The sequence below is a fragment of the Brevibacillus brevis genome, assembly GCF_900637055.1.
Classification (GTDB): domain Bacteria; phylum Bacillota; class Bacilli; order Brevibacillales; family Brevibacillaceae; genus Brevibacillus; species Brevibacillus brevis.
In genome coordinates this window covers 3,542,529-3,566,551 of sequence record NZ_LR134338.1, presented here as the reverse complement: position 1 = coordinate 3,566,551, position 24,023 = coordinate 3,542,529, and the positions used below count along the sequence as shown (strand labels likewise).

The following is a 24,023-nucleotide window of genomic DNA, read 5'->3' as shown; positions in this document are numbered from 1 at the left end:
CAGCTATCCAGATACGCATACCTTATAAGTATCGCAGAGCACAACTGGGGAGTGATACTTGTGAAAGGGTTAATCTTGTGTGCTGGACGTGGGTCGCGATTGCACCCCTTTTCCTATTCGCAACCGAAAACCCTCCTCCCTGTGGCCAATCACCCGGTCTTACACTATTGCATTCGCAAACTGCGTGAAGTGGGCATTCAGGACATTGGCATCGTGATACATCCTTCACAATCACAGATTCCTCCCATGGTGGGCGATGGTAGTCAATTCGGGGCTACCATTACGTTTATCAGGCAGGAGGTAAGACTGGGAATTGCCCATGCTGTCCAGCTAGCGCAACCGTTTTTGCAAGACGAACCGTTTATCTTGCTACTAGGTGATAATTTATTGATGGATTCACTTCACGGGCTTACCAAAGCGTTTACGAAGGGGAAATCTGACGGTGTCGTGATGCTGAGTCAAGTGGAGAGACCACAGGATTATGGGATTGCAGAAGTACAAAAAGGACGATTAATCTCTGTAGAGGAAAAGCCACGTCAGCCAAAGAGCAACCTGGCAGTGATTGGCGCATACCTGTTTACGCCACCTATTTTTGAGTCGATTGCTACCCTGCAGCCATCTCCCAGAGGCGAACTAGAAATAACGGATGCGATTCAATCGATGATTAATCGCGGATTCAAATTGGCCCATTCCGTCACCAACGGAAAGTATTCGGATGTGGGAACCATCGATCGCTGGCTGGAGGCCAACCAGTGGATGCTTACGAGGGAGCTAGGCAATCAACATCAAATTGGCAAAGGAACCATTGTGAAAAATTCGAAGATTACGGGTCCCGTACTAATTGGTGATGATTGTGTGATTGAAAATTGCCAAATCGGACCGTACGTCTCGATCCAAAATGGCGTAAGCTTGAAAAATTGCTCGTATCTCGAAAATAGTATCTTGCTGGAAAACTGCTCGTTGCATGACATTGCATGGAAAATAACAAACAGCGTTTTTGGCCGCTCATCGATGATGACGGGTCAATCTTCTAACAGTACGGGCGTTTTCATTGTAAGCGACAAATCGTCCATTTGCATTCCGGCTGTTAAGAGGGAGGACGTATGAATCCGACCTTTACTGTAGTCATTCCGACCTACAATCGCGCCAAGTTTATTCGCAAAGCCATCAAAAGCGTCTTGAATCAAACCTCAAAAGATTGGAAGCTGTTGATCATTGACGATGCGTCCACCGATCGAACCAGAAGTAAAATTGAAAAATATATGTACCACCCAAACATTATGTATCATCGAATGGAACAAAATTCTGGAATCGGCAAAGTCATGAATCAGGCATTGTCAATGGTAGATACCCCTTATCTTGTACAACTCGACTCCGATGACTGGTTACCGAAACGAACGCTGGCGGTGCTCAAAAAGTACATTCACAAAAGCAAGAAAAGCACAGCTCTCTTCTATGGCAACATGAACATCTGGAAAGTTAGGCGCGGAAAGTATACCAAGTCGTTCAAGGTGACGCACAAGACATTTCATAACAAGTACCAGTTTCTGAAGTACAATCGCTGGATGGTTTCTCCACGTTGTTATCGCGTAGATGCACTGCATCAAGTGGGTGGTTGGGATACCTCGGATCGGTACGAGGGAAGGATTATGGAGGACCGGCGAATCATTTTGCGATTAATTGAAAAGTATCGGGTCAGATACATCAACAAAATCCTTTACAACCGAACGAAGCATAAAGGTCAGCTCACGGATAGCAAGATGAAGTTCCGCCGAAATTATTTGCGAAAAAAAACATTCAAATTTTATCTGAAAAGGTGGGGCAAGAAGTACAAGGCCATCTATGGTTACAAAAACGGTTATTTAGTCATTAGAAGGCTGAAGAAAGTGAGGCGTCGGAGACGATGAAGAAAGCTCTTGTCACCGGCTGTGCAGGTTTTATTGGGTCTCATTTGACGCAGCGCTTGTTGAACGATGGCGTGACAGTCATCGGGATAGACGGGTTCATCGATAACTACGATGTTGCTGCGAAACTACGTAATCTGGCCGAAATAGGAAAACATCCTGCCTTCACCTTCCATTCTACAACGCTTCAGACTGGGCGTTGGGACATTTGGCTCGAGAACGTCGATGTTGTTTTCCACCTCGCTGCCTTGCCGGGAGTGAGAAACAGCTGGGGAAAGTCCTTTGCCGATTATGTTAGCCATAATATTTTGGCTACACAAGAATTGCTGGAGGCTTGCTTGCAAAGACCGAAGCCGCCTGTCATCGTAGTCTCGTCCTCCTCTTCGGTATACGGGACGATGCAAGGGACCGTAACCAATGAAAATGCGCCTCTTCGCCCAGTTTCCCCCTATGGAGTGACCAAGGAAGCGATGGAGCAAATCTGCTCGGTATATGTGAAAGCTTATGGACTCCCGGTGACCATGCTTCGCTACTTTACGGTATACGGTCCCAGACAGCGTCCCGATATGGCTTTTCATCGCTTTTTTCGTCAAATGATGAAAGGCGAGCAGGTCATCATCTATGGAGATGGCCAGCAATCACGAGACTTTACGTATGTAACAGACGCGGTAGAGGCGAATCTGCTCGCTGCACAGCATGCCGTTCCTGGTGACATTTTTAATGTGGGTGGAGATCGGGAAATCAAGCTCATCGATGTGCTATCCATCATGGGCACGTTAATGAATCTAACCCCTCGCATTGCGTATCAAAATGGGCCAGCAGGTGATTCCTTGCGAACCTGTGCGGATATCCAATTTGCCCAACAACGCTTGGGATACAAACCAAAAGTAACGCTAGAAGAGGGCCTTCGCCATCAATTAGCAGAGATTCGTTCGCAATCGAAGGGGTAACTCCCGTCATAAAGGAGGCCAGTTGCATGCATCGGGTCCTCGTTTATCGCAGAAAGTTTCTTCCCAAGAGTGAAACATTTATTTATGAGCAATTGCTTGGACATCAAGTGGTCAAACCCGTGGTGTTGACCCGACAGCGAGCCTTTAACCGAAAACAATTTCCTTATTCGCCGGTCTATGTGCGCAAGCATATGGCCGGCCTCTCCACTTGGCTGCGACGAAAAAAAATTAAATGCCTGCATGCCCGTTTTGGTCCTGCTGGATTAGAATTGCTTCCTTATGCACAAAAAAGCAAGCTTCCCCTGATCACTTCCTTTCACGGCTTTGATGCGACCAAGCGCGTAAAAGAAAATCCCGTGTACAGACGGTCCCTTACGCGTCTCTTTCGAAAGGGCCAGGCGTTTACAGTCGTCAGCAATCACATGAGAAAGCGATTGATTCGTCTGGGCTGTCCCCCGTCTAAAATTACCCTTATTCGTTCAGGAATTGATTTGCGCAAATTTCCGATGCTGCCGCAACAGCCTGTGGAAAATGGGGAGTACCGATTGCTAAGTGTAGGGAGACTGACTGAAAAAAAGGGGATGGATACGTTAATCAAGGCGTTTACCCAGGTGCATAAAAAACATCCCAAGGCGAAGCTAATCATCGTCGGCGATGGAGAAGAAAAAAAGAAGCTCAAACGACTGATCAAGAAAAACAGGTTAGGCACACAAGTCGTGCTCAAAGGTGCACTGCCACATCGTGAAGTCCAGCGTGAACTGGCCAAGTGCCATTTGTTTATCCTCGCATGCAAGACAGCGAGAAATGGCAATCAAGAGGGAATTCCCAATGTCATTATGGAAGCGATGGCTAGCGGACGCCCTGTCATTTCCACCTATCACGCGGGGATTCCTGAGCTGGTCGAAAACAAAAGGACCGGATATCTTGTCCCGGAGAAATCGCCGACTGCACTCGGGAAAATGATCAACCGTGTTCTAACAGAAAGTCATGAATGGGCACAGATCACGACGGAGGCTCGACTGAAAGTAGAAAAAAACCATGATATCCATAAGCAGCGGATGAGGCTAGAAGAGCTCTATTTGCGTGTCTCGAAAAAATGATGAGGTGAAGGAATGAAAGTTGCCGTTATTGGGACCGGTTACGTAGGTTTGACGACTGCTGTCTCCCTTGCCATGAACGGTCATCAGGTAACTGGTATTGACCTCGTTGCATCCAAAGTAGAAAAATTGCGCCAAGGGATCTCGCCGATTTACGAGCCGGGCTTAGATGAGGCATTGAAAAAAGTACTGGATGATGGCGCGCTTGCTTTTTATACGGATCTGACAGAGGCAAAGGACGCAGAGATCTTTTATATTTGTGTAGGGACACCTGAAGCAGCAGACGGCACAGCCGATTTAACGTATTTACTCGGGGCTGTTTCAGACATTGAAAAGGTCCATTCGCTCGCACCGCAAGAACGCATCGTGGTAATCAAGAGTACCGTACCAGTCGGAACTGGCGAAAAAGTCGCGGGGATGCTGGCTGGCTGCCAAGGAGTATCTGTTGCGTCCAACCCGGAGTTTTTACGGGAAGGGAGTGCATTATTGGACGCATTGGAGCCTTCGCGAATCGTCATTGGCGTAGATAATCCTCAGGCAGCGGCGCGCATGGAGGAGCTGTACAATGGCGTGATGGCACCGCGAGTAATCACCACCAGAGCAAACGCAGAGCTGATCAAATACGCTTCGAATGCATTTTTGGCCACCCGAATTTCCTTCATGAATGAGCTAGCACGGTTAAGTACCGCGCTCGGGACGGATATCGTGACGATCTCGCGGGGAATGGGACTGGACAGCCGAATCGGTCCGCAATTTTTACGGGCAGGAGTAGGATATGGCGGCTCCTGTTTTCCGAAGGATACGATTGCGTTATTGCAGCTCGCAGCTGAGCACAATATTCACTTAAGCATTTTGGATAAAGTGCGAGAGGTGAATGCTACGCAGCCTGCCTGGTTTTTGGAGCAGTTGTGCTTGCAACTCCCTGATCTAAAAGGCAAAGAAATTGCCGTTTTGGGGTTGACGTTTAAACCGGATACGGATGACATCCGCGAAGCGCCATCGCTCAAATTGATAGAAGCACTCCTGCAAAGAGGTGCTTCCGTGAAGGCGTTCGATCCGATTGGAGTACCTAGTGTCAGCAAGCAGTTTCCGCAGGTCACATACACGCAATCCGCGGCAGAAGCATGCGAGGGAGCACACGCCGCATTATTGGTCACAGAATGGGAACAGTGTGTCCAACTGGATTGGAAACAGGTTCATCAAAGCATGACGCAGCCGCTCTTGGTAGACGGACGAAATGCCTGGCCGAACCAGGAGGTGAAGGAAGCAGGCTTTCACTATATCGGAGTAGGGAGAAGCTGACTTTTCCATTTCGGGAAAGCTCGGCTTTTTTTCTGTGGAAAATCGTGAAAGTGCCTGACTGATTTGAACCTGTAGGCATAATACGATAGGATACACATATGGATGATTTGACCATTTCATCTTACATGAATAACGAGGGAGTGATCACGGTGAATAAAAGCAAAACACTGCCGAAACGCAGTGACGTCCCCGCAGAATACAAATGGCGTCTCGAGGACATGTATCCCACTGATAATGATTGGGAAGCGGACGTACAAAAAGTAAAACAGCTCACAGAAAAAATCGCAGCAATGAAAGGCTCTCTAGCTACTTCCGGTAAACAGTTGCTGGCCGTGTTGACTCTGCAAGATGAATTGTTGAAGACGCTTGATCAAGTGTACGTCTATGCACGTATGCGTCGAGATGAAGACAATGCGAACAGCAAGTATCAAGGTCTGACTGACAGGGCGACCAGCCTGAGCACGCAAGTATACGGTTCCATTTCGTACATACAGCCAGAGATTTTGGCCATTCCCACGGAAGACTTGCAATCGTGGATAAAAGAAGTAGAAGGTCTTGAACACTACCGCATTTTGTTGGAAGAGATTACCCGCTTTAAGCCACATACGCTATCTTCCGAGGAAGAAGCATTGCTGGCAAACATGAGCGAGCTTGCGTCTTCTCCTTCCAAAATTTTTGGAATGCTCAACAACGCGGACATGAAATTTCCGATGATCACGGATGAAAACGGTGAGGAAGTCGAGCTGACCAAGGGACGCTATACGCAGTTCATGGAAAGCAAAGACCGACGCGTGCGAAAAGAAGCATTCGAAGCGCTGTACAGTACGTATGGCAAGTTCCGCAATACGATTGCTGCCTCGTTGACATCTGCGATTAAAGGGGATGTTTTCTACGCACGGACGAGAAAATATCCGTCTGCCCTGTACGCAGCTTTGTTTGCCGATAATGTGGAGCTTCCTGTTTACGATAACCTGATTGCAACGATCCATGAGCATCTTCCGCTCATGCACCGATACATTGCCTTGCGCAAAAAATTATTGGGTGTTGATGAATTGCACATGTACGATTTGTATGTGCCGATCGTACCTGAGACGGACATGAAAATCCCGTATGATCAGGCTGTCTCAACGATTAAAGAAGCACTACATCCACTGGGCGAAGAGTACGGTCGCATTTTGGATGAGGGCTTTTCCAACGGTTGGATCGATGTGCATGAAAATGAAGGGAAGACAAGCGGAGCCTATTCATGGGGCGCTTATACGTCACACCCGTTTGTGCTCATGAACTATCAGGACAATGTCAACAACATGTTTACACTGGCGCATGAGATGGGGCATGCTTTGCATAGCTACTATTCCAACCACGCACAGCCTTACACCTATGCTGATTACAAGATTTTCGTAGCAGAAGTGGCCTCCACACTGAACGAAGCACTTCTGATGAATCATTTGCTCGAGACGACGACAGACAAGAAACAGCGCATGTACTTGATTAATCATTATCTGGAGCAGTTCCGTGGTACGGTATTCCGTCAAACCATGTTTGCCGAGTTTGAGAAAATTGTGCATGCAAAAGAAGAGCAGGGAGAGCCGCTGACTGCCGAATCTCTCAGTACGATTTACCGTGAGCTCAATGTTGCCTATCACGGTCCAGATATGGTAGTAGACAGCGAAGTTGATTTGGAATGGGCGCGGATTCCTCATTTCTATCGCGGCTTCTATGTGTATAAGTACGCGACTGGCTTCTCGGCCGCGACGTCTCTTTCCAAGCAGATTTTGGAGGAAGGTCAGCCAGCTGTGGATCGCTATTTGCAGTTCCTCAAGGGTGGCAGCTCAGATTATCCGCTCAATCTGCTCAAGGGAGCAGGCGTAGACATGACGTCGCCAACACCGATTGCGGAAGCATTGAGTGTTTTTAAGGAATTGCTCGAAGAACTGGAACAGCTGGTCACACAAAACTAAGAAACGATATCCGAAAGGCAGTTCAAGTCCAAGACTTGGCTGCCTTTTTTGCACTTCTGTGGAAAACGTCTCCTCTCATGGCCCTTTTGTAAAATTTTTCTTTAAGTCGTCCAAAATACGGTAACTTTCCCATTTTCTTTGCGTATCTATTTATGCGCTAGGAGGTGTTGGTCTCCGTCTCGGGGCGGAGATGAATTTCCACCCGCTGACTGTTTTGCAGCAGAGGTAAAAACTGGCACAATTACGCCATGAGGAATGATTGTGAAAATTTGGAGGAATTCTTGTGAAAAAACGGGCATCGATTATTCTGGCTTCGGTAATGTTGGTCGCAGCAGGTTGCTCAGCGCCAGCACCAGAGGCACCGCAGCAGACAGAGGCAAAGGCGAAGGTAGTAGAGGTAGTGAAGGTTCAAAAAGCAACAAAGCCAGTGATGCTCGCAGTTACAGGGATGGTAGAAGCCAAGCGGGACGCGGTGTTGTCGTTTGGTACGGGGGGAACGATCTCAGCGATCTCCGCGACCAAAGGTGCAAAAATCGCGCAAGGTCAACTATTGGCCACATTGGATACCCGTTACCACCAAAAAGAAATTGCAGCGGCACAGGGGCAGGTCGAGGAAGCAGCAGCGCGGAAAATCAAGGCGTTAAAGGGAGCGACAGCAGAAGCAATTGAGCAGAAGCGTTTGCAGGTAAAAAGCGCGCAAGACAGTCTGGATAAAGCAAAGCAGGACCTCGTAACAAATGAGAAGCTGTTTGCTGGCGGAGCCATTTCGCAAAACGAAATAAATGCGAGTAAACGGGCCGTGACGCAAGCAGAGATTACCCTGCGCGATGCTCAGCTGTCTTTGAATGAACTTCAAAAAGGAGCGGAACCAGAAGATGTCATGGTCGCCAACGCATCGATTAAAGCTGCTGCCGGCGGTGTAGACCGTGCGAAAAAGAGCTTGGATGATGCGAAAATTCAGGCACCATTCACAGGAACAGTGGTGGATGTGAACTTGCAAATTGGTGAGCAGGTGTCTCCAGGTCAGGAAATCATTCGACTCGTTGACCTGTCCGAAATGAAGGTAACCCTGGATGTTTCCAATGATTTGATCGGTCAATTCCGTGAGAAAACCAAGGTGCAGGCTTTGTCGGACGATGGTAAGAAAAGTGAAGGAACCATTGCATTTATATCTCCAGTTGTAAACAAGGATACAGGGAAGTACCGCGTTGAGATCACGATACCGAATGCAGATGGTTACTGGCGTGGAGGAATGGCCGCGACGATTGAGGTGCCGCGCCAAGTGAATGGCTTCCTCGTGCCGCTGGAAAGTGTCGGCGTGAGTCAAACAGACCATTATGTGATGGCAGTAGAGAATGGACTGACTGTGAGAAAACCAGTGAAGACCGGTCAAATGGTCGGAGACTCCATCGAAATCGTTTCCGGAGTGAAAGAAGGCGACCAGCTCCTGCGAAGTGGGATTACATTCTATGTCGAAGGGCAAAAAGTAGAGGCGAAGGGAGAATAGCTGCATGAACAAGATGATTCTCTTTTTGCTTAAGAGACAACTGATTGTCTATTTGTTTACTTTTTTGCTCGTCATTGCCGGACTGGGGTCCTTGTTCAGCTTTAATATTGAATTGGTACCGAAGACGAACTTCCCGGACATTTTTGTTCGAATTTCGGGTGGGTCACTTCCTCCTGAAGAAATGGAAGAGAAAATAACGAAAAAAGTAGAACAAGAGCTAAAATCGATTAATGATATTAAAAATTATTATTCTTCAACGAGTGCTGGCTACGTTAGTATCAATATTTCTGCGAATGAAGGAAAAGGCGAGCAAGTCAAGCAAGATGTACAAAATGCCGTCAACCGCCTTCGCAACGGTTTCCCGAAAGCCATTGATTCCGTAGAAGTCAACCAGAGCAGCTTTGGTGGCGAACAAATGATTGACTACGCCCTCGTAGGCGCTGATCCGAAGACGATGCTGAGTCTGGCCAAAACATCGATCAAGGACCGCATTGAGGAAATCGAAGGTGTCAAGGAAGTATCTGTTTCTGACCGAAGCTTCGAAAATAAAATAGCCGTTTCCCTGTTGCCTGAGCGATTGAATGCGTATCAAACCAATCCTTCGGCAGTTATCTCGCAACTGCAGGATACGAACTGGAAACAAGGGATTGGGACGCTGGAGAACACAGGTTTTGACACGGTAGTCATGATCGACAACTCGTACCAAAATGCGGAGGAAATGAGAGCACTGTCGATCGATACGCCGAAGGGAGCGGTTTCCCTAGATCAGCTCGCAGACATTGAAGACTTGCGTGGAAAAGTGAAAGATTCAGTAGCCCTTACGAACAGCTCCGTTTTTGTTCATTTGAGCGTCACACGAGCTGATGGCTATGATTTGATCACCACGCAAGCGAAGGTAGAAGAAGTTGTTCGCGAATTAATCGCAGAAGCGAATGGCAAGTATACCATCAAAGTGATGTTTGAAGGAGCTTCCTTCATTAAGCATGCGGTTTCCAACCTCAGTCGTGATGTGATGATCGGTGGTGCGCTCGCGATTATCATCCTGTTCGTTTTCCTTCGTAACTGGAGGGTTACTCTCGTCATTGCAACGACACTGCCACTCTCTGCTTTTATGACATTTATCGCAATGAAAATCGGCGGGTACAACATTGACATGATCAGCTTGTTGTCCTTGAGCTTATCAGTCGGATTGATTGTTGACGCCGCGATTGTGGTGCTGGAGAGTATTTATCACTATCGAGAAAAAGGCGAGGAGCTCAAACAGGCGATTGTAAAAGGAACGAGAGAAGTATTGACGCCTGTGTTTACTTCACAGCTTACGATTATTATCGTTTTCTTGCCGCTCGTCCTTGCAGATTTTGAAGACTGGCTCAAACCGATTTTGGGAACGATCGCGTTTACCGTATCTGCTGCCATTATCGCTTCAACCATCGCCGCATTCTTTTTTGTTCCCGTATTCTCCAATCGCTTCTTGCAAAAGGATAAGCATGTTTCGCTAGAAGGAGAAGGGAAAGAACACTTTATCATCCGTGCGTTCAGCGGTCTCTTACAGATTGCGATTAGACATCGCGTCAAAACGATTCTACTGGCGATTGCGATGCTAGTTGGATCTGTATTCCTTACGCCTATGATGAAAACAGGCCAAGGGATCAATCCTAATGAAAATATCATTTTTGCCAACATTGACATGCCGATTGGGGCTACAATTGAAAAGACACAAAAAGCAGCAGTCGCCGGGGAAGAAGCTCTGCGGAAAATCCCCGAAATTAACGATGTATTCTTCTTCGCTTCCAAGGAAGGCGCAGAGTTATTCATTTCCTTGATTCCGAAAACAGAAAGAACACGGGATAAGGAAGCTTTGAATGAAGATATCAACAATATTTTGAATGGATTGCCAGGAATTGAATCGGTCTCTATGTCTTACGGACAGCAGGGTGGCAGTGCGCCGATCCAATTGGAAATCTTCGGGGACGACATGGAGCAGTTGAGCAAGATCGCTACCGATTTGGAAGGAATGCTTTCTACTATCTCCGGTGTTGGCAACATTCGCAACGACTTTAAAGAAGGCAAGGAAAAGGTCACGTTATTGCCAAAAGAAGAAGCTCTCGCAAGGCTGAATGTAGATCATCGTTCGTTGTTACAACAGTTGAGTGTGCTGATTGGCAGCCAACAAATTACATCTATCACGCAGGACGGAATCGAAGTGGACGTTGTGGCTAAAATGCCTGATAACTGGCTGAAGCACCCGGATCAACTCAAAAACGTCATGGTGAGCGCGAAAAATGGTGCAGCAGTACCTTTGGTTGACTTGGTAGAGATGACCTATAGCAAATCTCCTGTTACGATTCAGCACAAAAAAGGCGAGCGGATTATCACCGTTTCTGCTGAGCTTCAAGGTGGCGATTTGGCTGGAGTTGGTCGTGAGATCGGAGAGAAGCTTCCAGGTGTAGTGATTCCAGCGGGCTACAAAGTAGAGATCGCCGGAAAATTGAAAGAGCAAAGCACGAACATGACACAAGCGATCTTCGTCTTCGTCGGTGTACTCGCATTGATCTATGTCGTCATGGTTGCTCAGTTCGGACGTCTTTCCCAGCCGTTTATCATCATGCTGACCATTCCAATGGCTCTGGTCGGTGTCGTGTTAGGATTCGTCCTTACACAGCGGACATTCGGTGAAATGGCGATGATTGGGATCATTATGCTGGTCGGTATCGTCGTTTCCAATGCGATTCTCCTGATCGACCGGATCAACTTGCTCCGCAAGCGTGGAATGGAGACAGCCGAAGCCATTATCCAAGGAACCAAAGAACGGATTCGTCCTGTTATCATGACGAAGCTGACGGCGATTCTCGGGATGCTTCCGATGGGACTTGCGATGGCGGAAGGCTCTGATTTGGAAGCGCCGCTCGCAACTGCCGTAATCGCTGGCTTGATCTTCCATACTATCGTCACGCTGGTGCTCGTTCCAGTACTGTACTCCCTGTTTGAGGGGGCGAAGGCAAGAAGACTGGCGCGCAAAGCGGCTCGCCAAGCGAAGCGCGAAGCAAAACGAGAGGCGAAACAAAACAAAGATAAGAACGTACCTCCGACAGAGGTATAATGATTCGCAAGAGAAGGGGAGTATGTGCTGTCCCCCTTCTCTTTTGCTTTTCCTTCGTCTGAAAGTTCTGTAGAATAAAGAGATCAAGATACATACATGAGTGAACCATGAAAGGAGCATGCACATGGATCTATTTTTGCAAGGAAAAACGGCTCTGGTACTCGCCTCTTCAAAAGGATTGGGGAAAGCAACAGCGCAGTGCCTCGCCCAAGAAGGAGCGAATGTCACGATATGCGGTAGAGATGAAGCTGCTCTGGAAATCGTACGTGCAGAGATCGAACAGGCTACTGGAAAATCCCCTCTTGCTGTAACCGTGGATGTGACAAAGGAAGATGATATTAAACGAGTTGTCGAAGAAACGGTCAAGCATTTTGGCAGCGTCGATATTTTAATCAACAATTCAGGTGGGCCTGCAGCAGGCAGATTCGATCAGCTCACCGACGAACAGTGGATGCAAGCCTTCCAGCTAAATTTGCTCAGCTATGTACGTGCCATTCGTGCTGTTTTGCCTCATATGCGAGCGAACCAATTTGGAAGAATCATCAATTTCGCTTCTTCGTCCTTTAAACAGCCAATTGAGAATTTGCTTCTGTCCAATACGTTTCGAACAGGGGTATTGGGCCTTTCCAAGACGCTTTCTTCAGAACTAGGACCAGATGGGATTCTGATTAACACCATTGGGCCTGGCAGAATTGCGACGGATCGGGTGGCACAACTGGATGGGCTTGCCGCAGAGGCGAAGAGCATCAGTACTGATGAAGTTAGGGAAAATTGGGAGAAGCAAATCCCATTGGGCAGATACGGTCAGCCTGATGAGTTTGCTCGCATGGTGACGTTCTTGGCTTCGCCAGCAAACAGCTACGTGACAGGTCAATCCTTCCTCGTCGACGGTGGCTTGATCCGTGCGATCTAATAAAAGAGAGGGGAATTCCTTTGAGTAAAGAGAGCTCATTTGATATCGTGTCCAAAGTAGAGTTGTCCGAAGTGAACAATGCGATTCAGACCGCATTAAAAGAAATAGAAAATCGCTTTGACTTCAAAGGGAGCAAGAGCAGCATTTCCTTGGAAAAGGAAGAGCTCGTCCTCGTCTCCGATGACGACTTCAAGCTCAGTCAGGTAAAAGACATTTTGCTTGGGAAGCTCGTCAAACGGGATGTCCCGATTAAAAACCTCGACTACGGCAAAATGGAACCGGCAGCGGGCGGTACTGTCCGTCAACGTGTCAAGCTGGTGCAGGGGATCGACAAAGACAATGCGAAAAAGATCAACAGCATCATCAAAGATACAGGACTCAAAGTGAAAACACAGATTCAAGACGATCAAATTCGCGTGACGGGAAAAAGCAAGGACGAATTGCAGCAAATCATCAACGCGATCCGCAAGGCTGATCTTCCATTGGAAGTGCAATTTATTAACTACCGTTGATTACTAGAGGTTGCTCAAAAAGTCGTCTTTTGATCACGAAGTAGTCGTGCAAGCGAAATCGACATCGAATATGGCGTTTACCTCCGAAGTCCGGTGCTCATGTAGTTAGCCTACACTCCGCTCCTCCTTCGTACAGTTCTCGCCATCTTCTCGGTGCTGAAAAGCCAACTTTTTGAGCAGTGACTACTAGAAAAGTTTTTGCTTCTAACTCTCTTCACTCTCGCATATGCATGTACAAATAAGTGACAAGCACTTGCGAAAGGGAGAGTAGAGACATGAAGGTCTTTATTATCAGTATGCGCAATCTCATTTTGGGCGGAATTGTTTTTCTTGTAGTACTCGTGGCGGGAATCGTACTTTTGGTCAAAGACCCTCTGAGCGTCTCGGACTCTTATCGACCGTCAGATCCGACTACTTCTGTTACAGCGACGGCACCCATGAACCAGCCAGCAGGGGCAGAAAAGCCCGCGCTGAACATGGACGTCAAGGTGGATGGGACGACGGCAGAAGTTTCCTTGCTAACAGAGAACTTCACATTTGTTCAGGAAAATGGCGAATTGGCCGAAGCCCCAGTCTTTGGAGAGGGACACGCACATTTATACCTGAATGGCGAACCAAAAGGGATGATTTATCAACCAGAGTTTTTGCTGAAAAAATTGCCCAAGGGAGAGCATGAAATTCGGGTAGAGCTCAACTACAGCAATCATCTGCCGTACAAGGTAGAGACTACGAAAAAAATCGTCGTGAAGTAAAGCAGATGGCGTTCCACAAAAGGGACGCTTTTCTTTTTGTGGGGAAGGGAAAGGAAAGGAACGTTCTTGATATGTCAAACCGTAGAACGAATGGATATAGGACGATAACGGAAAAAGAAGGGATTGTGGCGAAAAGGAAGAATCCTACAGAATAGTCTGAATGTTTTGGGGGTGCTTGTATGATTCATATGACCACAATCGGCAACATGTTAGACGACACAGCCAGTAAGTATCTGGAAAAGGAAGCGCTGGTTTATCACGAACGAGGGCTCCGCTATACGTTTGGGGAATTTCAAGAGATATGCAATCAGGCAGCGCGGGGATTTATGTCTCTTGGGATTCAAAAAGGGGAACATATCGCGATTTGGGCAACCAACGTGCCAGAATGGGTGATTTCGCAATTTGCCACAGCGAAAATGGGTGGTGTTCTGGTAACGGTCAATACAAGCTATCGGGTACATGAACTGGAATATTTGCTGCGTCAATCAGAGTCGACAACACTTCTCTTAATGGATTCCTATCGCGATGCGAATTATCTTGCCATGATTCAAGAAATTTGCCCGGAGTTACTGACATGTGAACCTGGAGCGCTTCAATCCGAAAGGCTTCCGCATTTAAAAAATGTGATCTATCTAGGGAATGAGCGCCAACCTGGAATGTTTTTGTGGAGTGATTTGCTCGAACGGGCTGCATTGGTGACGGAAGAAGAGAGGATCGCACGTCAGGCGACACTCTCACCTGATGATGTTATCAATATGCAGTACACATCCGGTACGACTGGTTTTCCAAAGGGAGTTATGCTGTCGCATGTCAATATCGTCAACAATGCCATCAAGGTAGCGGAATGTCAGCGGCTCGGGTTAGAGGATAAGGTGTGTATTCCGGTACCGTTTTTCCACTGCTTTGGTTGTGTGATGGGGACCTTGGCATGTGTGGCGACAGGTGCGACGATGGTTCCAGTCATCGCCTTTGATCCCGGCGTGGTACTTGCGGTTGTGGAGGCCGAACGCTGCACAGCACTGTACGGTGTACCCACGATGTTTATTGCCGAATTGAACCATCCGACTTTTGCCGAGCGTGACCTGAGCTCGCTTAGAACAGGCATCATGGCTGGTTCTTTATGCCCGATTGAGGTCATGAAGAAGGTCGTCGATCAAATGGGAATTCGTGACATCACGATAGCGTACGGACAAACCGAAGCGTCTCCCGTCATCACACAGACCGTGCCGGAGGATTCCCTCGAGCGGAAAGTATCCACTGTCGGTCGTCTGCATGCAGAGGTAGAAGCAAAAATCATTGATCCGGCAACTGGTGACATTTTGCCGCCAGGTTTGCAAGGCGAGCTGTGTACCCGAGGATATTTGGTCATGAAGGGCTATTACAATATGCCAGAGGAGACAGTGAAAGCGATCGATCACGAAGGCTGGCTACATACCGGAGACTTGGCAACCGTAGATGAAGAAGGCTACTATCGGATAACTGGCAGGCTCAAAGACATGATCATTCGCGGAGGGGAAAATATTTATCCACGTGAAGTGGAAGAATTCCTCTATACGCATCCAAAAGTGTTGGACGTCCAGATAGTCGGTGTACCTGATGCCAAATACGGAGAGCAGGTATTGGCGTGTATTCGGGTAAAGCCGCACGAGACGTTGTCGGAGGAAGAGGTACGGAACTATTGCGAAGGGAAGATTGCTCATTACAAAATTCCTCGCTACATACAGTTTGTTGACGAATATCCGATGACCGCTTCCGGTAAAATTCAAAAGTTCAAGCTGCGGGAGCAAGCGTTGCAGCTGTTTGGACAAAGCAATCCAAACCAGACGGGAACTGCATAGGCAGGGTTCAAGCGCTAGGGAGATGCTCCTGGCGCTTTTTTAGATAGTTCTTTACATTCGAGCAACTCTTAATTAAGATAAGTGGAAATCAAAAATAGGAGAGGTGCAGCCTAGCATGGAAGTTAGATTTTTGGGACCAGACGATGCAGAAGAATTGGTAAAGATTAGACTGGAAGGGCTGCAAACAGACCCAGACGCTTTTGGCTCTACCTATGAAGAGGCCATGCAGGTATCGATGGAAGAGTGGCGGCAAAGACTTTCTCAAGGGGATTCAGGTGATAGCGGCTATTTTGGTGCATTTGTGGAAGGACACCTGGCCGGCATCATCGGTTTTTTCCGTCACAGAGGGGTGAAAGCAAGACACAAAGCTTCTATCGTCTCCATGTACGTGCGTGAAGCGTATCGCGGGACAGGTGTCGCACAAGCGCTCATGCAGGCAGAGCTAGCCTACTTAAAGGAGCGGGGAGATATCGATACAGTACAGCTCGCTGTCGTCACGACTAATCCGGCTGCCATTCGTCTCTATGAGAAAATGGGCTTTATTCCATATGGTTTAGAAAAGCGTGCACTGAAAAATGGCGATCAATACTTTGATGAGAGTCACATGTATATTCTTCTATAGGAAAACATGAAAAAAGCGAAGGCACACAATAGCGGCTGCCTTCGCTTTTTCTATGCACAACGTTATAGATGAAAAATTAACGACTTGCCTCGTATGCAGCGATCTTATCTTCATACTGCAACGTAATTCCAATATCGTCGAGACCATTCAGGAGGCAGTAACGACGATAGGAGTCTACCTCGAACGGGTAGGAGAGACCTTCATTGTCACGAACGACTTGTTCCTGCAGATCGATGGTCAGCTGGTAGTTCGGCTTGTTTTGAGCACGATTGAACAGCTCATCGACTTCCTCTTCACTCAACGTGATCGGCAGGATGCCGTTTTTGAAGCAATTGTTGTAAAAAATGTCCGCAAAGGATGGAGCAATTACACAGCGGAAGCCATAGTCAAGGAGAGCCCATGGCGCATGCTCGCGAGAGGAGCCGCAGCCAAAATTGTTGCGGGCAAGAAGGACAGTAGACTCCTTGTACGCAGGCGTATTCAGAATGAACGAATCGATTGGCGCACCATCGACAGTAAAGCGCCATTCGTAGAACAGGAATTGACCAAAACCGCTGCGCTCAATACGCTTCAAGAACTGCTTAGGAATAATTGCGTCCGTATCTACGTTTACACGATCGAGTGGGGCTACCACTCCGGTGTGGATGACAAATGGATTCATTGGAATACCTCCTTGCTAGCGTTCTCGCTTTTCCATTCACGTACATCGACGAAGTGACCTGCGATAGCTGCTGCTGCTGCCATTTCCGGGCTGACCAGATGCGTCCGTCCGCCGCGTCCCTGACGTCCTTCGAAGTTCCGGTTGGAGGTAGAAGCACAACGCTCACCTTCAGACAGGATATCTGGATTCATCGCCAGACACATGGAGCAACCAGATTCGCGCCAGTCAAAGCCAGCCTCTTGGAAAATGAGGTGCAAGCCTTCTTGCTCAGCGAGCTGCTTAACAGCTTGTGAGCCAGGAACGACCATCGCGTGTACGGAAGGGGAGACCTTGCGTCCTTTTGCCACTTCTGCTGCTTTGCGCAGGTCCTCGATCCGACCGTTTGTACAGGAGCCGATAAACACACGATCGATTTTGATTTCACTCATAGGGGTGCCAGGTGCAAGGTCCATGTACGCCAGAGCATCTTGTGCCGCTTTGCGCTGTGCGGCTGTCTCGAATGACTCAGGGTTTGGAACGGTGCTCGTAATGTTCGTACCCATACCAGGGCTCGTTCCCCACGTCACTTGCGGTGCGATCTCGGCTGCCTCGATTTCTACACAGGCATCAAATGCAGCGCCTTCGTCTGTGCAGAGCTCTTTCCAAGCCTCGACAGCTGCAAGGAAATCTTCCCCTTGCGGAACATAGCGCTTGCCTTTCAAGTAGTCAAAAGTAGTCTGATCAGGAGCGATTAAGCCGGCGCGAGCACCACCTTCAATTGTCATGTTGCACACAGTCATGCGTTCTTCCATGGTCAGGTTGCGGATCGCAGCGCCTGTGTATTCTACGACGTAGCCAGTGGCAAAGTCAGTTCCGTATTTTGCGATAATCGCCAAAATTAAATCTTTTGCACTGACACCGAATGGCAGGTCGCCGTTTACGCGTACTTCCATCGTTTTTGGTTTGGATTGCTGCAAGCATTGCGTTGCGAGTACATGCTCCACTTCACTGGTACCAATACCGAAAGCGAGGGCACCGAATGCGCCGTGAGTGGAGGTGTGGCTGTCACCGCAGACGATTGTTTTGCCTGGATGTGTGAGTCCGAGCTCAGGACCAATGACGTGGACGATCCCTTGATCCGGGCTGTTCAAATCCGCCAGTGTAATCCCGAATTCCTCACAGTTCGCCGTCAAGGTTTCCATTTGTTGACGAGAAATCGGGTCTTTGACATTAAAACGGTCAGCAGTCGGTACGTTGTGGTCCATGGTTGCGAAGGTAAGCTCTGGACGGCGTACTTTGCGGCCAGCCAAGCGTAGTCCTTCGAAAGCTTGTGGCGAAGTCACCTCGTGAACCAGGTGCAGGTCGATATACAAAAGGCTCGGCTTGCCTGCCTCTTCGTGAATAACGTGATTGTCCCAAATCTTTTCAAACATCGTACGGGCTGTCATCATGTTTTCCTCCTTCGTTCAAAAACTCTTAACAAGGTTGTAACATGGCAAAGAGAATAGTTCAAAGATATAATAATTATAAGAAGGATAGTTTTTGCCTATCGGGAGGTCTATATGGAGTTACGACAAATTCGTTATGTACTCGCTGTTGCGGAAGAACGCAGTTTCTCCCGGGCAGCCAATCGATTACATTTGGCCCAACCGTCGTTGAGCCAACAAATTGCGAAGCTGGAGAAAATACTTGGTGTCAGCTTGTTCCATCGCTTGCCACAGCACGTTGAACTGACTGATGCGGGCCAGCGCTTCATACAAGTGGCGCAAACGCTCGTCGACATGTCAGAGGGGCTGGAGAGGGAAATGCGAGCTTATGCCGTAGGAGAAAGCGGCAAATTGCTAGTCGGAAGTCTACCGATTACAGGGGCGTACGTTCTGCCGAGGGTGTTGCCTACGTTTACGCAGCAATTTCCCGGTGTCGAGCTGCAATTGATGGAGGAAACGTCGAGTCATTTGGAGCAGCTGCTCGTGCGGGGGAAAATTGATGTAAGCCTGCTTACCATGCCCATCAGTGATCCGTCTTTGGAAATCATCCCCGCGATCAACGAAGAAATCTTTTTGGCGGTACCAGCCAATCATCCGCTCGCGAAACGTAAAGAAGTCGATCTCGCAGAGGTAGCCGATCAGCCTTTTATTCTATTAAAAGAAGGACAAGGCTTCCGCACGATTTCGCTTCGGCTCTGTGAGCAGGCGGGATTCCGACCGCGAATCGTGTTTGAGAGCTCGAACATCCAGACGGCTCAGTCACTTGTTGCAGCAGGCATGGGGTTGTCGTTTGCGCCGAAAATGATTACGCTCGCACCCGGAACGATCGAGCCGCCAACTTATGTGCGGATCAAAACAAAACCTTCTCGCACACTCGTCGTGGCGTATCGAAAGGATAAGCCATTGTCGCGCCCGGCTGAAGCGTTTGTGCAATGTCTCATCGAGCAGGGTGGAAAAATATAGAGTGATTTCCCACGCCTGTGGTACACTATTTCCAAATCATTCTGGGGAGGAACATAACATGAGAGAAATTAAGACAGAAGCAGAGTTCGAGCAAGTAATCGCAGCAACCAAGCCAGTCATCGTCAAATTCTTCACGGATTGGTGCCCAGATTGCCATCGCATTGATCCTTTCATGCCTGCCGTGGAGGAAAAATACAAAGAACAGCTGGATATGATCGAAGTCAACCGTGATACTCTCCCGGACCTGTCCGAAAAGTACGATGTCTTCGGAATCCCGAGCTTTATTGCGTTCCAAAATGGTAAAGAACTGGTTCGCTTCGTCAGCAAGCTCGGAAAAAGTCGTGAGGAGATCGAGCATTTCTTAGACCGTGCCATTCAAGTGGGTAAAGGACTCGAGCAAGCGTAATGGCATGAACATAGAACAGGGAGATAGACAGAAATGTTAAACATGAAAAAAGAAGGGGAATGGCTTGTTGCTCACTTACGAGACAAAGATGATGCCATTCCGATTGGGAACCTGCTGCGCGAAGAGTGGAAGCTGCCTCGCAAGCAGGTCCATCTTTTATTCCAACACAAAGAAGTATTGCTGGACGGTGCACCTGTTGCTCAGCATGTTGTGGGAAAAGCAGGGCAGGAAATTCGGCTGCGAATGTGCAAGCCTGAGCCTTTGGGGCTTGATCCGGCTAGTGAAGTTCCCGAGATTTTGTACGAGGATGATCATTTGCTCATCGTAAATAAGCCGGTTGGACTTCTGTTGCATCCAACCGAACGCTATCATCATGTGACGTTGGATCATCTCGTGTCGGGGCACTTTTTTCGTACGGGTTTGGAAGCAAAAGTCCGCCATGTCCATCGGCTGGATCAGGATACGTCAGGCGTCGTTCTGTACGCGAAGCATGCGTGGGCTTCTGCACTTTTAGATGAAATGCTGCGTGAGCGCACAATCAAGCGTACTTATGTCGCGTATGTTTCGGGACAAATGCCCAAAGAGCGCGGGAAAATCAATGAACCCATCGGAAAAGATCGGAATCATGGGACGCGCAGAAGGGTCACACCTAACGGAGATCCAGCGATTACGCATTACCAGGTGAAAGAACGCTTTCAAACAGCTACGAAAGTAGAATGTCAATTGGAGACGGGGCGAACCCATCAAATTCGCGTTCATTTCAGTCATATTGGGCATCCGCTTTTGGGGGATGAACTGTATGGTGGCAAGCGCGAACTCATTAAGCGACAAGCGCTGCACGCCGCCGTACTCAAATTTGAGCATCCATTCGGTGGAGAAGTTATCGAAGTCACGGCTCCGTTGCCACTCGATCTGTTTCACTTGGAAAAGAAGCTGAGATAATCGCCATTTGACTACAGACTGAATAAACTGCCAAGGAGGAAACGAGAGAGGGTGGTCTTTTGAAACGACCCATAATCGGCATCTTGACTTGGCGGGAAGGCACACGTTTTGCAGAGCCAACCTATTTTCGGCGACTGCTCAAGGCTGGACAAGAACTGGGCTGTACCGTTTTCTTGTTTTCACCTAACGACGTGTTGGGATCAGGCAAGCAGGTGAGAGGGTATGTCCCGGGGAAGAGTGGCGGCTGGCAAGCAAGGATATTTGATCGTCCAGACGCTGTATTCGACCGGTACCGTTATACACCGACACAGGCGTTTAAGAACTACGTGGCCTTTCGGCGGACGAGTAATTTTTTGTACGCAAACAATCGATTGGCTAACAAATGGCGAGTACATGAGGTGCTGCATCGGGACTCCAGAATGCATCGCTGGCTTCCGGAGACCTACCTCTATAACCGTCAAAGCCTCGTAAACATGTTAGGCAAGCATCCATTGCTCTACGTAAAGCCACTCAATGGAACAGGGGGTCGAAACATCTTGTCCATTGAAAAGCGTGGCGACGAACTGAGACTGCTCGGACGTAATAAGCAAAGGGCGAAAGTGTCCACAGTAGTAAGAGACAAAGCCGCTGCCCAGAGATGGGTAGATCGTTGGACGAGACAGGAGAAATACATCGTTCAGCAAGGGCTTCGTTTGCAGCTGGTTCCTTCGCGTGCAGTAGACATGCGCCTCTTGATTCAAAAGAATGGGCAGGGTGAATGGAGTATTACAGGTCATGGGATTCGCGTGGGTCCAGAACGCAGTGCCACCTCTAATCTGCATGGCGGTGGAAAAGCTATCCCTGTTTCGGTATTTCTCCGACCGAGATTTGGGGAGGAGCGCACTGCGCAGATCGTACGTGATTGCGAACAGCTCGCTTTTCAAACAGCAGAAACACTCGAGGATCATTTTGGACGGATGGTTGAATTTGGACTGGATATTGGCATCGATGTAGAGGGTCGTGCGTGGCTGATCGAAGTGAATCCCAAACCAGCTCGGGAAATTTTCCGGGAGATGGGGGCAATGGAGCAGTACAAGAATGCCATTACTCGCCCGCTTGAATATGCCATCTACCTTGCGAAAACACAAGGACGCGAAGGTCGCGAGCCACTTTTGAAGAGAAAGGTCGCTAGAGGATAGCGTGAAAGCAGAACAGCGGTAGTCAAGGACAACGTCTGAAGTCCTCGTCTGCCGCTGTATTTGCTAGGTGGAGATAGAAAGAGGTAATTGCAATTTACTCGGGATGTCAGGGGCGAAATCGGGTGTATGGATAACAGAAAAAGAGTATCCTTCCCGGACGAACGTAAGCTCATGGGCATCCGAATGGAATAGGACATTACTTTTTTCAAAGCGCCTCCGTACTTTTTGCAGGAACGTTTGGTCAGGTGTTCCAAAAGTGACGTGCATTTTTGGTGGTAACGCTTTCATCGCAATGGGAATCCAAGGCCTGTTTTTCCATGTGGCTACGATATGTGCCGTGCCCCCGATGACGAAGTTAAAAATTTCACCATCCTCGTATGTTTTCAGGCTTATATTCGATTTTAGCCATTGGGTAAAGACAGGCACGCTTTCCACAGGACAGCCCACTTCCCGTAAATATATAATGTGCAGGGGAGTGGACGGCTTGACGACCTCTTCTGACACATACTCGTGGGCGATAATTTCAAGAAGATTCCCGTCTCCATCGCGGAAATACAAGTTCATCCGTTGTTTTTCCTGATCAATGTCATGCCCATCCTCCCATCGAACAATCAAAAGACCAGATTCTTTGATCTTTTTCGCTGATTCATGAAAGAGAGAATAAGGCACTTGAAACGCAATATGGGCGGGGGAAATCGGCTCATACACTTCTTGAAAGGTTAAACGAAAATCAGGAGTGACTTGAAACGTAATCTGTTTGTCTGATTGAGATGAAATCGGAAAGCCGAGACGGTCTGCGTAAACCTGATGTACCCCTTGGATGGACACAGTTTGTAAGGTTAATTTAGAAAAATGCGTGATCACTGGCATCACCTTTTCCTATAAAAAGATAACGTACATTAAGATAACATAATATAAATTATGTATACTCATTCGGTTCACACTGTTTCTAGACAATCTTCTCAAATATCTTGAGAGAGGCGAATCATATCTACCACCTGAATCCCGTTTTCGTAAATCTCTTCCTCATAATGCCGCAAGAAGAAGTCCCGATCGATCCAATTCATCCGAAATCCGCACTTTTGATAAAGGGCAAGCTGACCCACACTAGAATTCCCTGTGCCGACCTCGATCGTCTTATAACCGAGAGATTTTGCTGCTTCAATGGAATGAAGAACGAGATTTTTGCCAATACCCTTGCCTTGGTGGGCCTCATCGACGGCAACATTCACGAGTTCAATCGTGTCCGGTCTGGTTGGAATCAAGACGTAGACGCCTACGATGCTCTCCTCCAGAAGAGCGACATAGCACTGACCTCGTTGTAAATAATCTTTTACCAATCTGCTTGAAGGGTCAGCCAATAAGAGTAAATCCATTGGTGGTTGTTCCTGTGCTGCAAGCTTGCGAATTTCCATCCGTGTTTCTCCTCCGATTCAGGTTGTTACCGGCTTTGGCAATGGAGCTGTTTCGTAGTTGACAATTAGGTTATTTTCGTACGTAAAGAAATGTTGACAAGGTTCAGCCTCTTCCAACATGTATGGTAAAAACATGGGAAGGTTTTCTGGGACGCCAGCATTGTCCGGGTCCAAAATCCACGCTAGCTCTTTCCAGTCAAGTATGCCTTCTTCTACGAGCTGTGGGGTTTGGGTGCGCTCGTAGTCTTCCGGAAGATGAGCGAGAAATGCATACATACCGCCCGTTTCCATTCCATCGACTAGCCAAGAGACAATTCCTTTGTAGCAAGCGGTTTCTAGCAAAATGCCCGTCTCTTCCCGAACCTCGCGAAGGACACTGTCCAGTGGAGTCTCTCCGTGCTCTAGCTTACCGCCTACGCCATTCCATAGCCCCATCAACGGTGATTTGTTGCGATTTAGCATGAGTATCCCATTTCTATGTTTGAGAAAGCATATGGTATAGCGATACATGTTATCACTTTCCTTTTTGGTACA

Annotated in this window: 22 protein-coding genes; 17 read left to right on the top strand and 5 right to left on the bottom strand. The window is 48.1% G+C overall.

Features of this window, described 5'->3' with window-relative positions:
- Window positions 1–60: 60 nt before the first annotated feature.
- The 13 genes from EL268_RS16825 to EL268_RS16765 all read left to right on the top strand — a co-directional run bounded on the left by EL268_RS16825 (window position 61) and on the right by EL268_RS16765 (window position 16,458).
- Window positions 61–1,107, top strand: coding sequence for a glucose-1-phosphate thymidylyltransferase (locus EL268_RS16825; RefSeq protein ID WP_047069035.1), 1,047 nt, complete (start codon window positions 61–63; stop codon window positions 1,105–1,107).
- On the top strand, window positions 1,104–1,907 hold the full coding sequence (locus EL268_RS16820; RefSeq protein ID WP_106653068.1) for a glycosyltransferase family 2 protein: 804 nt from the start codon (window positions 1,104–1,106) through the stop codon (window positions 1,905–1,907). The genes EL268_RS16825 and EL268_RS16820 overlap by 4 nt, the downstream gene beginning before the upstream one ends.
- Window positions 1,904–2,854: an NAD-dependent epimerase/dehydratase family protein gene (locus tag EL268_RS16815; RefSeq protein ID WP_106653069.1), complete on the top strand. Its 951-nt coding sequence runs from the start codon at window positions 1,904–1,906 to the stop codon at window positions 2,852–2,854. The genes EL268_RS16820 and EL268_RS16815 overlap by 4 nt, the downstream gene beginning before the upstream one ends.
- 26 nt (window positions 2,855–2,880) lie before the next feature.
- Window positions 2,881–3,954, top strand: coding sequence for a glycosyltransferase (locus tag EL268_RS16810; RefSeq protein ID WP_106653070.1), 1,074 nt, complete (start codon window positions 2,881–2,883; stop codon window positions 3,952–3,954).
- 12 nt (window positions 3,955–3,966) lie between these two features.
- Window positions 3,967–5,253: a UDP-glucose dehydrogenase family protein gene (locus tag EL268_RS16805; RefSeq protein ID WP_106653071.1), complete on the top strand. Its 1,287-nt coding sequence runs from the start codon at window positions 3,967–3,969 to the stop codon at window positions 5,251–5,253.
- A gap of 98 nt (window positions 5,254–5,351) precedes the next feature.
- Window positions 5,352–7,214, top strand: a complete 1,863-nt coding sequence (pepF, locus tag EL268_RS16800) for an oligoendopeptidase F (protein ID WP_106653072.1) — start codon at window positions 5,352–5,354, stop codon at window positions 7,212–7,214.
- A 283-nt stretch (window positions 7,215–7,497) separates the two neighbouring features.
- Window positions 7,498–8,721, top strand: a complete 1,224-nt coding sequence (locus EL268_RS16795; protein WP_106653073.1) for an efflux RND transporter periplasmic adaptor subunit — start codon at window positions 7,498–7,500, stop codon at window positions 8,719–8,721.
- A gap of 4 nt (window positions 8,722–8,725) precedes the next feature.
- Window positions 8,726–11,821: an efflux RND transporter permease subunit gene (locus EL268_RS16790; protein WP_106653074.1), complete on the top strand. Its 3,096-nt coding sequence runs from the start codon at window positions 8,726–8,728 to the stop codon at window positions 11,819–11,821.
- 124 nt (window positions 11,822–11,945) lie between these two features.
- Window positions 11,946–12,734, top strand: coding sequence for an SDR family oxidoreductase (locus EL268_RS16785; RefSeq protein WP_106653075.1), 789 nt, complete (start codon window positions 11,946–11,948; stop codon window positions 12,732–12,734).
- A gap of 20 nt (window positions 12,735–12,754) precedes the next feature.
- A complete protein-coding gene (locus EL268_RS16780; protein ID WP_106653076.1) occupies window positions 12,755–13,246 on the top strand; it encodes a YajQ family cyclic di-GMP-binding protein in 492 nt (163 codons plus the stop codon).
- 275 nt (window positions 13,247–13,521) lie between these two features.
- A complete protein-coding gene (locus tag EL268_RS16775) occupies window positions 13,522–13,998 on the top strand; it encodes a hypothetical protein (protein WP_106653077.1) in 477 nt (158 codons plus the stop codon).
- A 179-nt stretch (window positions 13,999–14,177) separates the two neighbouring features.
- On the top strand, window positions 14,178–15,836 hold the full coding sequence (locus tag EL268_RS16770) for an AMP-binding protein (RefSeq protein ID WP_106653078.1): 1,659 nt from the start codon (window positions 14,178–14,180) through the stop codon (window positions 15,834–15,836).
- Between the two features lie 115 nt (window positions 15,837–15,951).
- Window positions 15,952–16,458: a GNAT family N-acetyltransferase gene (locus EL268_RS16765; protein WP_106653079.1), complete on the top strand. Its 507-nt coding sequence runs from the start codon at window positions 15,952–15,954 to the stop codon at window positions 16,456–16,458.
- 76 nt (window positions 16,459–16,534) lie between these two features.
- On the opposite strand, the gene leuD is transcribed toward EL268_RS16765, so the two are convergent.
- Both leuD and leuC read right to left on the bottom strand, forming a co-directional pair.
- On the bottom strand, window positions 16,535–17,119 hold the full coding sequence (gene leuD / locus EL268_RS16760) for a 3-isopropylmalate dehydratase small subunit (RefSeq protein WP_106653080.1): 585 nt from the start codon (window positions 17,117–17,119) through the stop codon (window positions 16,535–16,537).
- Window positions 17,116–18,546, bottom strand: a complete 1,431-nt coding sequence (gene leuC, locus EL268_RS16755; RefSeq protein ID WP_106653081.1) for a 3-isopropylmalate dehydratase large subunit — start codon at window positions 18,544–18,546, stop codon at window positions 17,116–17,118. Before leuC ends, leuD begins: the two co-directional genes overlap by 4 nt.
- Window positions 18,547–18,660: 114 nt before the next feature.
- Here leuC and EL268_RS16750 point away from each other — a divergent pair, with 114 nt between their 5' ends.
- From EL268_RS16750 to EL268_RS16735, 4 genes are read left to right on the top strand one after another with little or no spacing between them, the layout of a single operon-like run.
- The gene (locus tag EL268_RS16750) at window positions 18,661–19,548 is read left to right on the top strand and encodes a LysR family transcriptional regulator (RefSeq protein ID WP_047069050.1); all 888 of its coding nucleotides are present in this window, start codon (window positions 18,661–18,663) and stop codon (window positions 19,546–19,548) included.
- Between the two features lie 58 nt (window positions 19,549–19,606).
- A complete protein-coding gene (locus EL268_RS16745; RefSeq protein WP_088907287.1) occupies window positions 19,607–19,954 on the top strand; it encodes a thioredoxin family protein in 348 nt (115 codons plus the stop codon).
- Window positions 19,955–19,987: 33 nt separating this feature from the next.
- Complete coding sequence (locus tag EL268_RS16740) at window positions 19,988–20,896, top strand: RluA family pseudouridine synthase (RefSeq protein ID WP_106653082.1); 909 nt, start codon at window positions 19,988–19,990, stop codon at window positions 20,894–20,896.
- A gap of 59 nt (window positions 20,897–20,955) precedes the next feature.
- Complete coding sequence (locus EL268_RS16735; protein WP_106653083.1) at window positions 20,956–22,074, top strand: YheC/YheD family endospore coat-associated protein; 1,119 nt, start codon at window positions 20,956–20,958, stop codon at window positions 22,072–22,074.
- Between the two features lie 63 nt (window positions 22,075–22,137).
- On the opposite strand, the gene EL268_RS16730 is transcribed toward EL268_RS16735, so the two are convergent.
- The 3 genes from EL268_RS16730 to EL268_RS16720 all read right to left on the bottom strand — a co-directional run bounded on the left by EL268_RS16730 (window position 22,138) and on the right by EL268_RS16720 (window position 23,999).
- The gene (locus tag EL268_RS16730) at window positions 22,138–22,938 is read right to left on the bottom strand and encodes a VOC family protein (protein ID WP_106653157.1); all 801 of its coding nucleotides are present in this window, start codon (window positions 22,936–22,938) and stop codon (window positions 22,138–22,140) included.
- Between the two features lie 98 nt (window positions 22,939–23,036).
- A complete protein-coding gene (locus tag EL268_RS16725; protein ID WP_106653084.1) occupies window positions 23,037–23,489 on the bottom strand; it encodes a GNAT family N-acetyltransferase in 453 nt (150 codons plus the stop codon).
- Between the two features lie 18 nt (window positions 23,490–23,507).
- Window positions 23,508–23,999 (bottom strand): NUDIX hydrolase, encoded by a 492-nt coding sequence (locus EL268_RS16720; protein ID WP_106653085.1) that lies wholly within the window; start codon window positions 23,997–23,999, stop codon window positions 23,508–23,510.
- Window positions 24,000–24,023 lie beyond the last annotated feature (24 nt).

Excerpts from the sequence above, each read along its gene's own strand:
- EL268_RS16805 (WP_106653071.1), top strand. The coding sequence starts at position 3,967 with ATGAAAGTTGCCGTTATTGGGACCGGTTACGTAGGTTTGACGACTGCT.
- EL268_RS16720 (WP_106653085.1), bottom strand. The coding sequence starts at position 23,999 with ATGTATCGCTATACCATATGCTTTCTCAAACATAGAAATGGGATACTC.
- EL268_RS16815 (WP_106653069.1), top strand. The coding sequence starts at position 1,904 with ATGAAGAAAGCTCTTGTCACCGGCTGTGCAGGTTTTATTGGGTCTCAT.
- EL268_RS16775 (WP_106653077.1), top strand. The coding sequence starts at position 13,522 with ATGAAGGTCTTTATTATCAGTATGCGCAATCTCATTTTGGGCGGAATT.
- EL268_RS16765 (WP_106653079.1), top strand. The coding sequence starts at position 15,952 with ATGGAAGTTAGATTTTTGGGACCAGACGATGCAGAAGAATTGGTAAAG.
- leuD (WP_106653080.1), bottom strand. The coding sequence starts at position 17,119 with ATGAATCCATTTGTCATCCACACCGGAGTGGTAGCCCCACTCGATCGT.
- EL268_RS16740 (WP_106653082.1), top strand. The coding sequence starts at position 19,988 with ATGTTAAACATGAAAAAAGAAGGGGAATGGCTTGTTGCTCACTTACGA.
- EL268_RS16785 (WP_106653075.1), top strand. The coding sequence starts at position 11,946 with ATGGATCTATTTTTGCAAGGAAAAACGGCTCTGGTACTCGCCTCTTCA.
- EL268_RS16790 (WP_106653074.1), top strand. The coding sequence starts at position 8,726 with ATGAACAAGATGATTCTCTTTTTGCTTAAGAGACAACTGATTGTCTAT.
- pepF (WP_106653072.1), top strand. The coding sequence starts at position 5,352 with ATGGATGATTTGACCATTTCATCTTACATGAATAACGAGGGAGTGATC.
- EL268_RS16750 (WP_047069050.1), top strand. The coding sequence starts at position 18,661 with ATGGAGTTACGACAAATTCGTTATGTACTCGCTGTTGCGGAAGAACGC.
- EL268_RS16820 (WP_106653068.1), top strand. The coding sequence starts at position 1,104 with ATGAATCCGACCTTTACTGTAGTCATTCCGACCTACAATCGCGCCAAG.
- EL268_RS16810 (WP_106653070.1), top strand. The coding sequence starts at position 2,881 with ATGCATCGGGTCCTCGTTTATCGCAGAAAGTTTCTTCCCAAGAGTGAA.
- EL268_RS16745 (WP_088907287.1), top strand. The coding sequence starts at position 19,607 with ATGAGAGAAATTAAGACAGAAGCAGAGTTCGAGCAAGTAATCGCAGCA.
- leuC (WP_106653081.1), bottom strand. The coding sequence starts at position 18,546 with ATGACAGCCCGTACGATGTTTGAAAAGATTTGGGACAATCACGTTATT.
- EL268_RS16725 (WP_106653084.1), bottom strand. The coding sequence starts at position 23,489 with ATGGAAATTCGCAAGCTTGCAGCACAGGAACAACCACCAATGGATTTA.
- EL268_RS16770 (WP_106653078.1), top strand. The coding sequence starts at position 14,178 with ATGATTCATATGACCACAATCGGCAACATGTTAGACGACACAGCCAGT.